This window comes from Acinetobacter sp. FY731 (assembly GCF_059515905.1).
On the sequence record NZ_JCAKNB010000001.1, the window covers coordinates 368,985 to 380,525 of the forward strand.

The following is an 11,541-nucleotide window of genomic DNA, read 5'->3' on the forward strand; positions in this document are numbered from 1 at the left end:
TTGAGGGCAAATTATACAGAAAAATATTAAGTTTTTATAGTGACTGTTTATTGACATTATCGATTTTTTTTAACATTCCATCGTTATTTGGTTTTGATATGCCGTCTAACTCGATTAGAATAGCGCCATCTTGCCACTATTTGCTTTGATTCATGTCCGATTTAAATCAATCTACTGATCAAAAAGATCAACTCGATTTAGTCTACGGTCTTAATGATCGACCTAAACCACTCATCGCTTTTCTTGCTGCTTTCCAACATCTTCTTGCAATTATTGTCCCAATTGTTACTCCAGGCTTATTAATTTGCTTGGCGTTGGGCGTATCTAAAGAAGATACCAACATGATTTTATCTATGTCTTTGGTTATCTCAGGGATTGCAACCTTTCTTCAATGTAAAAAAGTTGGCCCGTTTGGTGCAGGTTTGCTCATTGTTCAAGGCACAAGCTTTAACTTTATTGGCCCTATTATTGGTATTGGCTCTGCAATGGTTGCAGCAGGTACACCTGTTGAATCTGTTATGGCTGCTATTTTTGGTGTAGTGATTGCTGGCTCATTTATTGAAATGGGCGTATCCCGCATTTTGCCATGGGTTAAAAAGCTTATTACACCGTTAGTTACTGGTATTGTTGTTCTTTTAATTGGCTTAACGCTTATTAAAGAAGGCTTAATTAGTATGGGCGGTGGTTATCAAGCAATGGGCGATAAAACTTTCGCTAATGCCGATAACCTTATTATGTCGTGTACTGTTCTTGCGCTCATTATTATTTTGAACCGTATTCGAGTAACTTGGGTAAAAAGCTCAGCCATTTTAATTGCTTTAGTGGCAGGTTATATTCTTGCTGGCTTTATGGGTCATTTAAACTTCGATGGTTTAAAAGATGCCCCTCTTGTTCAAATTCCAACACCAATGCACTTTGGTTTAAGCTTTTCTTGGAGCTTATTCATTCCAATGGCATTCATTTATATTGTAACGTCATTAGAAGCAATTGGTGATATTACTGCAACATCTAAACTTTCAAACCAAGCTGTAGATGGCCCAACTTGGATGGAACGTATTAAAGGTGGTGTACTTGTGAATGGTGCTAACTCTTTCTTAGCTGGTATTTTCAATACATTCCCAAGTTCTGTATTTGCTCAAAATAATGGTGTAATTCAGTTAACAGGCGTTGCTAGCCGCTATGTTGGTATTTGGATTGCAATATTATTAGTTTTATTAGGCTTGTTTCCTGCTGTTGCAGGCATTATTCAAGCTGTACCTCAAGCTGTACTTGGTGGTGCTGTAATGGTGATGTTTGGTGCAGTTGCTGCATCAGGTATTAACATTCTTGCAGGCGTTCAATTAGACCGTCGTGCTTTGCTCATTATTGCTATTTCTTTAGCGCTTGGTTTAGGTGTTGCTCAAGTTCCACAAATCCTTGAGCATCTTCCTGAATTATTCCGCAACATTTTTAGTTCAGGTGTTGCTACAGGTGGCATTGCAGCCTTGTTATTAAACATTATTCTTCCAGAAGTGAAGAAATAATTTCATTTCAGTATTAACTTTGCCCAGCACTGTCTGGGCATAGTTTTTCAATGGAGAGAGAAAATGGATCCTAGAAGTGAAGTTGTCATTCGACAGCATGAATATCTTTCTGGTCGTATATTATTAGTGAATGCTCCCACAGATGATTTGCTTTCGAATCTAGATAAAGACATCGAACCCACTCTTTGGACTTGGAACTTTAACGAATACCAATACTTTCAAAATCAAAAAGCGAACATCCACTTTGGTGTTAATCTCCCTGAAAGTACTTTCGATCAAGCAATTGTTTTTGTACCTAAGTCTAAAGAATTATTGAATTACGTTTTACACAATATTGTTAGTCGTTTAACCATTGGTTCATCTATTTTTTTAGTTGGTGAAAAAAAAGGTGGCGTTGAACGTGCAGCAAAACAACTACTCCCATTCGGCTCTGCACTTAAATTAGACAGTGCGCGTCATTGTCAAATGTGGCAAATGACAGTTGAAAAGTCAGTTGTCGCAAAACCATTGGCAGATTGGGCACAAGAATATAAAGTACCCACACCAAATGGTGATTTAACCATCTCTGCTCTCCCTGGCGTATTTAGTCAAAAAAGTTTAGATATTGGTACAGCTGTTTTACTACCATACTTATCTCAAGTAACTTCAGGTAAAATTGCTGACTTTGGATGTGGTGCAGGTGTTATTAGTGCTTATTTAGCAAAGCTGAATCCTAAGAATCGTATTTTTGCGATGGATGTGGATGCCTTTGCTCTCGAATCTACACGCATGACATTTGATAAAAATAATTTAGAAACGGAACAACTTGAAGTTAAAGCTGTAACAGGAATTGAGGATGCACCTCTATTCTTGCATGCAATTGTGAGTAATCCTCCATTCCATCAAGGAATTAAGACCGACTACAATGCCAGTGAAAACTTATGCAAAACTGCGCGTCGCCATCTTAAATCTGGTGGAGAACTATGGGTCGTTGCAAATCGTTTCTTAAATTACCCGATATTGATTGAACAAAACTTTGGTCAATGTACAACTAAAGCCGACCAACAAGGCTTTAAAGTGTTATTCGCTAACACTCAAAAGAAATCATAAGGAAATTCAATGAGCGAAACAGATCAAACACAGCAACTAAAGCGTAAGCTTGGTGCACGCCATCTGAATATGATCGCCATTGGTGGTTCTATTGGTACGGGCTTATTCTTAGCATCTGGTGCAACAATTGCAAATGCCGGTCCAGGTGGTGCATTGCTTGCTTATGCCCTTATTGGCGTCATGATTTACTTTTTAATGACAAGTTTAGGTGAGTTAGCAACGCACAACCCTACCTCTGGTGCATTCTTTACCTATGGAACAAAGTATGTATCTAATGGCTTTGGTTTTGCTCTAGGTTGGAACTATTGGTACAACTGGGCAATTACCGTTGCATTTGAACTCGTTGCTGTTCAATTTATCATGAAATTTTGGTTCCCAGATATCCCCGGCTTTTACTGGAGTGCAATATTCCTAGCCGTAGTATTTGGCATTAATGCAATGACCGTAAAAGGTTTTGGAGAAAGTGAATTCTTCTTCTCCCTCATTAAGGTTCTTGCCATTATTATCTTTATTATCATTGGTATCGCAATGATTATAAAAATCATGATGACACCAGGCATGGTTACATTTGCAAACTGGACCAAAGGTGAAGCGCCTTTTGTTGGTGGCTTATCAGCACTCATTGGTGTTGCAATGATTGCCGGATTCTCCTTCCAAGGGACAGAAATGGTCGGAGTTGCTGCGGGTGAATCTAAGGATCCAAAGAAAACAATACCTATTGCCATTAAACAAATTTTCTGGCGCATATTATTGTTCTATATTGTTTGTATTTTCATTATCGGCACCCTGATTGCTTACGATGATCCTCGCTTACTACAAGCAGCTTCGGATGAAAATATTGCATTATCTCCTTTCACCTTACTCTATGAGCAAGCTGGCTTTGCATTTGCCGCAAGTGTAATGAATGCCGTGATCCTAACTGCAATTTTATCTGCAGGTAATTCGGGTATGTATTCATCTACCCGCATGCTTTTTGATATGGCTAAAAATGGTAGCGCACCAAAAGCATTTTCAAAGTTAGATAAGCGTGGGGTGCCAATGAACGCACTTTACGCCACTACTGCAATTGCAGCACTTTGTTTCTTGACTACTTTTATTGGTGAAGAACAAGTATTTAACTGGCTACTGAATATGTCTGGTATGTGTGGATTTATTGTTTGGCTCGGTATTGCAATCTCACACTATCGTTTCCGCAAAGGTTATTTATCTCAAGGTTATAAGCTTGAAGATTTAGCTTATCGTGCTAAGTTCTTCCCATTTGCACCATGGTTTGCCTTTATTCTTTGCGCAATTGTTGTTTTAGGTCAAAACTATCAAGCAGTATTAGATGGTGAATGGTTATCTGTTCTTTCAACCTATATTGGCATTTTATTATTCTTCGCTATTTGGGTAGGTTACTCATTTAAGCGTGAATCAAAACTTGTAAAATATAATGAAATGGATGTCCAGCCAACCAATTTAGATCGAGAATAATATCTTGTAAAAAAACAGCCTGAGGGCTGTTTTTTTACACTTGAATCTAAATATTAAATTAACTATGAAAGTAGTAAATTACTTTTACCGACCTTTCAGCAGCAAGGTTACACGACGATTTTCCGCACGCCCTTTCTCTGTAGCATTTGATGCAATTGGTTTTGTAAATCCAAATCCAATTGTATTTAACTGCGCTACACTAACTCCATAATTGGAAATTAGTATCGCCCGAACGGCATTGGCACGCGCTAATGCAAGTCTATTATTAATTGCATTAGCCCCAGAACTATCTGTATGCCCTTGGATATCTAATATCAAGGCGGTATTTTTAGAAAGCAGTTTAGATACTCCAGCCAATACATCTTCGTATTTCACATCAATTTGGTTTGAGTTTGTAGGAAACTGTATATTCTCGCCCGAAGTTAATGCTTGCATAGCTGTTTGAGTAACAACTGTAGGCTGTTCTTATACAACCTGATGTTTTGCACATCCAGTAAGCCCCATTCCCGATAAAAATATTACACATATTATTCTTTTCATATTAATTCCTTTCTTAATTATGATTATTTAATGCTCAAAAAATATAGCATATTTCTTGCAACTTTCAATCAGACATAAAAAAACGACTCAAAAGAGTCGTTTTTTTTACTTTAACAGATTATTCAGCTGTTACAGTACGGCTACCAGAAATCGTAGCGAATACGCGACGGTTCATAGCACGACCTTCTTTAGTTGCGTTGCTAGCGATCGGTTGATCCCATGCAAAGCCTTTAGTAGTCAAGCGAGCTGGATCTACATTGTATTCATTAACAAGTGCTGTTTTAACAGAGTTAGCACGAGCTAAAGATAAACGTTGGTTCAACGCTAATGGACCAGTGTTATCTGTGTGACCATCAATGCTAGCTGTAGCATTAGGGTATTCAGTTAACGCTTCAGCAACTTTAGCGATTTCTGGTTGGTATTGTGGCTTAATGTTTGATTTGTTTGTATCAAAGAAAACACGAAGTTCCATGCTTAGGTCTTCTGTTAACTCTTGTGGAGCTACAGGAGCTACAGGAGCTACAGGAGCTACAACAACAGCAGCAGCTGGCTTCAAGTGACCGCCTAAAACTACGTTAAGACCAGCTAAAGCTGTGTAGTTCCAGTTTTTAACTGCATCGCTATAAGTAGCACGAGCTTCTGTACGAACAGATAAAACATCATTTAACTGCCAGAAAGCGCCAACACCTGCGTTACCAATTGTGCCTTCAGTTTTATCAAAGTCAGCATTATCACGTGGTTTAACTTTAGAGTGACCAGCACCTAAAAGTACGTATGGCTTGATTTTGCTGTCATAATCTTTAGTGATTAAGTCAGAAGTTACATAGAAGTTACCAGCAACGTTTTCTTGCTTGTATTCACCAGCAGCAGCACCAGTAGACTGTTCTTTAACATCACCTTTAACTTGGCTGTATTCAACTTCAAAGCCTAACCAAGGAGTTAATTCAACACCAAGAGCAGCACCAGTGAACATGTCACCTTTAAGCTTAATATCTTTATCTTCGTGATTATTGAAGTCTTTTACTGAATCCTGCCAAGTATAACCAAGCATTAACGGAGTAACAGTTACACCAGCATTTGCAGCAGCTAATGGTGCAGCAACGAGCATCGCTAAAGCAATACGACTCATTTTCATGGATTTATCCTCCAGAGATAAACAATTGTTGTTCAAGTTTAAGCCTAAATTATATCTATAGCTGAGATAGGCTTTTATACCCCAGTTGTTTTTTTAAGCTATTCACGTGCATCATACAAACACTTTTCACGTTTTCCAAGTGCCTGATTCTATAAATCAAACAAATTATGACAAAATTACTTACAATTTACGTTGTAATTCGGTAATTTTTTATCCAATTATACAAACAAATAGCTTATTTTCACTTGTCTTTAATTCTAACATTTTTATTAAAATTTAAGTAACTATTATTTTTAACAAAAAAGATATTTAAAAACAATACTTTAATTCCTAAAAAACACCCAATACTTAATTAAAAAGTTTCATAATGCTATGTTTTATAAAAAATATTTTGGTTTTTCCTTGATAGAAATCGTGATCTGTACTGCAATAATTTCGATTATATACTTCTATACAATTCCTTATTTCCATCAGCATATGGCACGTGAAGAACTTAATAAAGTTCAAAAAATATTACTTTATAGTAATTTAACGGCAAAAAGTCATGCTTCAACACATAGAATAAATGTGACCATCTGCTCAACTGAAGATGGTCAGCAATGTCAAAAAGCACTCTGGCACACTGGTATTCTTATTTTTTTAGATAACAATCAAAATAAAAAAATTGATGCCAATGAAAAAATTATTCTGTATGAAAGAACCAACCTGAAATATGGCTCTTTAGATTGGCGAGGCACACTTTCATCTCCAACTCTAACATTTATGGCAAAACATGATGGATTACCTATAGGTTCCAATGGAAGTTTTTTTTACTGCTCATTTCAAAATTCAGCGAACAAACGCATTGTTTTAAGCAAAATGGGACACATTCGGATAGAAGATAGTCAAAATTGTTAGAACTCATTAGTCTAAAGGATGTAGTGTTTTTCACTTTATTCATCACCTTTTTTGAATATACTGCTTAAAACCAAAAATTTTGATTAGAACTTAAACGGAGATACAACAATGACAGATATCGTAATTGTGAATGGTGCTCGTACCGCTATGGGTGGCTTCCAAGGTAGCTTATCAAGTGTAACTGCACCTGAACTAGGTGCTACGACCATTGAAGCTGCAATTTCTCGCTCAGGTTTACAACCTTCAGATATCGAAGAAGTCATTATGGGTTGTGTTCTACCTGCTGGGTTAAAACAAGGCCCTGCTCGCCAAGCGATGCGCAAAGCTGGCTTACCCGATACAACAGGTGCTACGACTATTAATAAGTTATGTGGTTCGGGCATGAAAGCAGTGATGCAAGCTGCTGATGCTATTAAAGCAGGTTCAGCAAACATTATTGTTGCTGGCGGTATGGAATCTATGAGTAATGCACCTTATATCATTCCCAAAGCGCGTGGTGGCTTACGTATGGGGCATGGTGAAATTAAAGATCACATGTTCTTCGATGGTTTAGAGGATGCTGAAACGGGTCGTTTAATGGGTTCATTTGCACAAGATATGGCAAATACTAAAGGTTATACACGTGAACAAATGGATGATTTTGCTATTCGCTCATTAAAACGTGCACAAACGGCAATTACTCAAGGCTATTTTGCAGATGAAATTACCCCTGTAACTGTTTCTTCTCGCAAAGGTGATGTTGTTGTCGATAAGGACGAACAACCGTTTAATGCCAATATTGAAAAAATTCCAACCCTACGCCCTGCTTTTGCTAAAGATGGAACAATTACAGCTGCAAATGCAAGCTCAATTTCGGATGGTGCTTCTGCTCTTGTGATTACATCAAGTGATGTTGCAGCAGAGAAAGGATTAAAACCTTTGGCTAAGGTTGTGGCTTATGCATCTAATTCTCAACATCCTTCTGAATTTACCATTGCACCTGTAGGTGCAATTCAAAAAGTTTTAGATAAAACAGGTTGGGATGCTCAAGATGTTGACCTTTGGGAAATTAATGAAGCATTTGCAATGGTCACCATGTGCCCAATTGATGAATTTAAACTTGATGCTGAAAAAGTAAATATTAACGGTGGTGCTTGCGCTTTAGGTCACCCTGTTGGTTCTACTGGCTCTCGTATTATTTTAACTTTGATTCATGCACTTAAACGTACAGGTGGTAAGCGTGGTATTGCGTCACTTTGTATTGGTGGTGGTGAAGCGACTGCGGTGGCGATTGAAATAATCTAAGCTTTTAAGCCCCTCTTTGAAAAGAGGGGTTTGGGGAGATTATTCTAAAAAAATCCCTCTAAATCTCCCTTTATAAAGGGAGACTTCCTCATAAAAATTTAGTAAATAAAAAAAGCCTCTACTTGGGAGGCTTTTTATTTCAAACAGATTATTTACCTGTTTGATAATTCGCTTTTTCAACCGCAGTTGATGCTTGATACGGGTTGGTAAAATCACCTAAACCTGCTGCCGCTTCTTGAATATCTTTACCTTCTTTAATCACGAAAGTATCAAAACCAGAACGCTTCATATAGTTCAACACATCTTTAAATACATCGCCCGTTGCACGAAGTTCGCCTTGGTAACCTTGACGGCGTAACAATGCAGCAAATGAATATCCACGACCATCGTTAAAGCCTGCAAATTCAATAAAAATTGCATCGAATTGATCAAGTGGAAATTCATTTGTTTCAGGAGAAGCATCAACCGTTAAGTACAATGCTTTTTTACCTGAAACATTGGCAATTTGATCTAACTGCTCAACAGTTAAAACAACATCACCTTGCGGTAATACACCATCTTCACCAATAAGTTGGTAAGTATTGTCTGCAATCGTGCCATCTTTAGAGAGCACTTGAAGTGCGGTATTAAGCATATGCACGCTCCTTAAATGGTTGAATGCCAACACGGCGATAAGTATCGATGAACTCTTCATCTTCAGTACGAAGATCAAGATACGTATTTAAAATTTCTTCCACCACATCTGGTACTCTATCTGCAGCAAATGATGGACCAAGAATGTCACCAATTGAAGCATCGTGGTCTGCGTTACCACCAAGGGTAATTTGGTAAAATTCTGCGCCTTTTTTGTCTACGCCCAAAATACCAATATTACCCACGTGGTGATGACCACACGCATTCATACAACCCGAAATGTTTAAATCTAATTTACCTAAGTTGTAAATCGTATCTAAATCATCAAAACGGCGTGAAATTGCTTCAGAAATTGGAATAGATTTCGCATTTGCCAATGAACAGAAGTCACCGCCTGGGCAGCAGATGATATCTGTTATAAAACCAATATGTGCACGAGCTAAGTTATTCTTTTCAAGAATCGTCCAAAGCTCAAATAAGTCTTTTTGTGGCACATCTACAAGGGCAATGTTTTGCTCATGTGTTGTACGTAACTCACCAAAAGTGTACTTATCTGCAAGTTCAGCAATTAAGTTTAATTCTTCTGTTGTTGCATCGCCTGGTGCTACACCTGCACGTTTCAATGAAATCGTTACGATACGATAACCTTTCACTTTGTGTGCATTCGTATTGATGTTGAACCATTGTTTGAATTTCGGATGTGCAGCGAAAAGCTCAGAGAAATCTTCATCTGCATAATCTTGATAGTCAAATGGTGTGAAGTTCTCATCCATTTTCGCTAAAGTTTCAGCATCGACTTTCAATGTTTTAATCGTATGTGCAAATTCAGCTTCAACTTTCTCAGCGAATACTTCAGGTGTAAGTGCTTTTACTAAGATTTTGATACGTGCTTTATATTTGTTATCACGACGACCATGTAGGTTATAAACACGAAGAACCGCTTCTAAATAAGCAATTAAGTCTTCACGTGGCAGGAAGTCTCGAATGAAACTACCAATAATAGGCGTACGACCTAAACCACCACCGACTTTAATTTTATAACCAAGCTCACCTGCTTCATTACGTACAATATAAACACCAATGTCGTGGAAAGCTGTTGCTGCACGGTCAATTTCGTCAAGAGCAGATACTGCAATTTTGAACTTACGTGGTAAGAATGCGAATTCTGGATGGAAAGTAGACCACTGACGAATTAATTCACACGTTGGACGTGGATCCGCAATTTCACCTGCAACCACACCTGCATATTGGTCAGTTGTCGTATTACGAATACAGTTACCTGATGTTTGAATTGCGTGCATTTGAACTGTTGCAAGTTCTGCAAGCATATCTGGAACATTTTCTAGTGCAGGCCAGTTAAACTGAAAGTTCTGACGTGTTGATACGTGTGCATAACCACGGTCATACTCTTTTGCCAATTCTGCAATTTTGCGAAGTTGTTTAGAGTTCATTAAGCCGTATGGTACAGCTACACGCAGCATTGGTGCATAGCGTTGTACGTACAAACCATTTTGTAGACGTAATGGACGATATTCATCTTCCGTCAATTTGCCTGCTAAATAACGTTCCGTTTGGTCACGGAACTGTGCAACACGTTCATTAATCAGTTGCTGATCAAAATCAGTATATAAATACATGGCGTACAGCTAGTAGTTTCATTATATTGTTGCACAGCATAACGATATTTAATCTATCAACAAAATGCGTTTTTTACATATTTAATAGCGATTTTTTTGATAAGCATGCTCTTAAATCATGAATAATCAGCATTTCATCTTTTTAAAACAGCTTTTTCACCCAATTGACTATTTTGTTCTTTATTTAGCATTTTTTGATATATGTAATTATAACCCATCAATCTTCTAATCCTTATGCTTTTTTAAATTACAAAATACGTTTACGATTCTAACTTTAATAAAATTTCCTTATTCTCTAACCCACCTGCAAAACCAACCAACTTTCCATTTGCACCAATCACCCGATGGCAAGGTGCAATAATTGAAATAGGATTTTTACCATTCGCAGCCCCAACAGCACGAACAGCTTTCACATTACCAATGGATTCGGCAATTTTTTTATACGTCCGAGTTTCACCAAATGGAATATTTAACAATGCAGACCAAACAGCTTTTTGAAAATCTGTACCCTTAAATTCAAGTGGCAAATTAAATTGTGTTCGCTGCCCTGCAAAATACTCAGTTAACTGGCTTTCGGCATCATTTAATATTGAATGATCATGGTTTTGTTTAAGTTCTAATAATTTCACCCTATTCGGATCATCATTTTCCCAAAGTACAGCAATAAGCGCATGATCATGTGCGACGAGCGTTAATTGCCCAACGGGAGTTTGTATTTTCTTAAAATAATATTGCATAACTCATCTCAATGAGGCTGTATAGATATAGTACGCAATACTAATGATAAGATAAATTTTTTATTTCGATTCATTACATATAAAAAAATCGCCAGTAAATACTGGCGATTTTTTTAAAGCTTTATATTTTAAGATGATGATAATTTCATAAGCACTAGCCCTGAAATAATTAGTACCGCTGCAAGCATACGCATTGCAGATGCAGGTTCTCCTAAAATAAAAATACCAACTAAAAATGAACCAACTGCACCAATACCTGTCCAAATTGTATAAGCAGTACCTAAAGGTAAAGTCCGCATTGCATATGCAAGCAAACCAAAACTTAAAATCATAAATACAAGTGTAACAATTGTTGGTGTCACTTTAGTAAAACCATCTGAAAGCTTCATTGAATAAGCCCAAACTATTTCAAATACACCTGCAAGTAATAATGTAATCCAAGCCATAACCTGTCTCAAAAAAAAGTAAGTGTCAGGTCGTCCTGACTTATCATACTTATTAGAAAATATAAGGATCATTTTCTAAATAAGGGGGGCGTCCCTCTAATCTTACAAGTATAAATTATTTCATGTTTTATGGATGTCGCTATTACA

11 protein-coding genes are annotated in these 11,541 nt (G+C 37.4%); 5 read left to right on the forward strand and 6 right to left on the reverse strand.

Annotated elements, in window-relative coordinates; all coding sequences use genetic code 11:
* Positions 1 to 152: 152 nt before the first annotated feature.
* The 3 genes from AC5YC8_RS01860 (at position 153) to AC5YC8_RS01870 (ending at position 4,085) form a co-directional block, all read left to right on the forward strand.
* Positions 153 to 1,523, forward strand: a complete 1,371-nt coding sequence (locus tag AC5YC8_RS01860; RefSeq protein ID WP_496119390.1) for a uracil-xanthine permease family protein — start codon at positions 153 to 155, stop codon at positions 1,521 to 1,523.
* Positions 1,524 to 1,586: 63 nt separating this feature from the next.
* Positions 1,587 to 2,612, forward strand: coding sequence for a methyltransferase (locus tag AC5YC8_RS01865; RefSeq protein ID WP_496163351.1), 1,026 nt, complete (start codon positions 1,587 to 1,589; stop codon positions 2,610 to 2,612).
* Between the two features lie 9 nt (positions 2,613 to 2,621).
* The gene (locus AC5YC8_RS01870) at positions 2,622 to 4,085 is read left to right on the forward strand and encodes an amino acid permease (RefSeq protein WP_496119394.1); all 1,464 of its coding nucleotides are present in this window, start codon (positions 2,622 to 2,624) and stop codon (positions 4,083 to 4,085) included.
* An 84-nt stretch (positions 4,086 to 4,169) separates the two neighbouring features.
* Here AC5YC8_RS01870 and AC5YC8_RS01875 read toward each other — a convergent pair whose 3' ends face one another.
* Together AC5YC8_RS01875 and omp38 are read right to left on the reverse strand one after the other, a co-directional pair.
* Positions 4,170 to 4,520, reverse strand: a complete 351-nt coding sequence (locus tag AC5YC8_RS01875) for an OmpA family protein (RefSeq protein ID WP_496163352.1) — start codon at positions 4,518 to 4,520, stop codon at positions 4,170 to 4,172.
* A gap of 223 nt (positions 4,521 to 4,743) precedes the next feature.
* Positions 4,744 to 5,760 carry an outer membrane protein Omp38 gene (omp38, locus tag AC5YC8_RS01880; RefSeq protein WP_496163353.1) on the reverse strand — a complete coding sequence of 339 codons (1,017 nt, stop codon included), beginning with the start codon at positions 5,758 to 5,760 and terminating at the stop codon, positions 4,744 to 4,746.
* A 372-nt stretch (positions 5,761 to 6,132) separates the two neighbouring features.
* Between omp38 and AC5YC8_RS01885 the strand changes: the two genes are divergently transcribed.
* Both AC5YC8_RS01885 and AC5YC8_RS01890 read left to right on the forward strand, forming a co-directional pair.
* A complete protein-coding gene (locus tag AC5YC8_RS01885) occupies positions 6,133 to 6,657 on the forward strand; it encodes a GspH/FimT family pseudopilin (protein WP_496119400.1) in 525 nt (174 codons plus the stop codon).
* A gap of 108 nt (positions 6,658 to 6,765) precedes the next feature.
* The gene (locus AC5YC8_RS01890; RefSeq protein WP_496163354.1) at positions 6,766 to 7,941 is read left to right on the forward strand and encodes a thiolase family protein; all 1,176 of its coding nucleotides are present in this window, start codon (positions 6,766 to 6,768) and stop codon (positions 7,939 to 7,941) included.
* Between the two features lie 148 nt (positions 7,942 to 8,089).
* Here AC5YC8_RS01890 and AC5YC8_RS01895 read toward each other — a convergent pair whose 3' ends face one another.
* The 4 genes from AC5YC8_RS01895 to AC5YC8_RS01910 all read right to left on the reverse strand — a co-directional run bounded on the left by AC5YC8_RS01895 (position 8,090) and on the right by AC5YC8_RS01910 (position 11,394).
* Positions 8,090 to 8,575, reverse strand: coding sequence for a DUF934 domain-containing protein (locus AC5YC8_RS01895; RefSeq protein ID WP_496163355.1), 486 nt, complete (start codon positions 8,573 to 8,575; stop codon positions 8,090 to 8,092).
* The gene (locus tag AC5YC8_RS01900; protein WP_496163356.1) at positions 8,568 to 10,211 is read right to left on the reverse strand and encodes a nitrite/sulfite reductase; all 1,644 of its coding nucleotides are present in this window, start codon (positions 10,209 to 10,211) and stop codon (positions 8,568 to 8,570) included. The genes AC5YC8_RS01895 and AC5YC8_RS01900 overlap by 8 nt, the downstream gene beginning before the upstream one ends.
* A 260-nt stretch (positions 10,212 to 10,471) precedes the next feature.
* Entirely contained in the window at positions 10,472 to 10,948 is a 477-nt protein-coding gene (locus AC5YC8_RS01905; RefSeq protein ID WP_496163357.1) for a methylated-DNA--[protein]-cysteine S-methyltransferase, read from the reverse strand.
* 128 nt (positions 10,949 to 11,076) lie between these two features.
* Positions 11,077 to 11,394, reverse strand: coding sequence for a DMT family transporter (locus AC5YC8_RS01910; protein WP_496119409.1), 318 nt, complete (start codon positions 11,392 to 11,394; stop codon positions 11,077 to 11,079).
* Positions 11,395 to 11,541: the final 147 nt, after the last annotated feature.

What these genes read in the sequence shown, in the direction of transcription:
- AC5YC8_RS01860 (WP_496119390.1), top strand. Translation starts at nt 153, where the DNA reads ATGTCCGATTTAAATCAATCTACTGATCAAAAAGATCAACTCGATTTA.
- AC5YC8_RS01865 (WP_496163351.1), top strand. Translation starts at nt 1,587, where the DNA reads ATGGATCCTAGAAGTGAAGTTGTCATTCGACAGCATGAATATCTTTCT.
- AC5YC8_RS01870 (WP_496119394.1), top strand. Translation starts at nt 2,622, where the DNA reads ATGAGCGAAACAGATCAAACACAGCAACTAAAGCGTAAGCTTGGTGCA.
- AC5YC8_RS01875 (WP_496163352.1), bottom strand. Translation starts at nt 4,520, where the DNA reads ATGCAAGCATTAACTTCGGGCGAGAATATACAGTTTCCTACAAACTCA.
- omp38 (WP_496163353.1), bottom strand. Translation starts at nt 5,760, where the DNA reads ATGAAAATGAGTCGTATTGCTTTAGCGATGCTCGTTGCTGCACCATTA.
- AC5YC8_RS01885 (WP_496119400.1), top strand. Translation starts at nt 6,133, where the DNA reads ATGTTTTATAAAAAATATTTTGGTTTTTCCTTGATAGAAATCGTGATC.
- AC5YC8_RS01890 (WP_496163354.1), top strand. Translation starts at nt 6,766, where the DNA reads ATGACAGATATCGTAATTGTGAATGGTGCTCGTACCGCTATGGGTGGC.
- AC5YC8_RS01895 (WP_496163355.1), bottom strand. Translation starts at nt 8,575, where the DNA reads ATGCTTAATACCGCACTTCAAGTGCTCTCTAAAGATGGCACGATTGCA.
- AC5YC8_RS01900 (WP_496163356.1), bottom strand. Translation starts at nt 10,211, where the DNA reads ATGTATTTATATACTGATTTTGATCAGCAACTGATTAATGAACGTGTT.
- AC5YC8_RS01905 (WP_496163357.1), bottom strand. Translation starts at nt 10,948, where the DNA reads ATGCAATATTATTTTAAGAAAATACAAACTCCCGTTGGGCAATTAACG.
- AC5YC8_RS01910 (WP_496119409.1), bottom strand. Translation starts at nt 11,394, where the DNA reads ATGGCTTGGATTACATTATTACTTGCAGGTGTATTTGAAATAGTTTGG.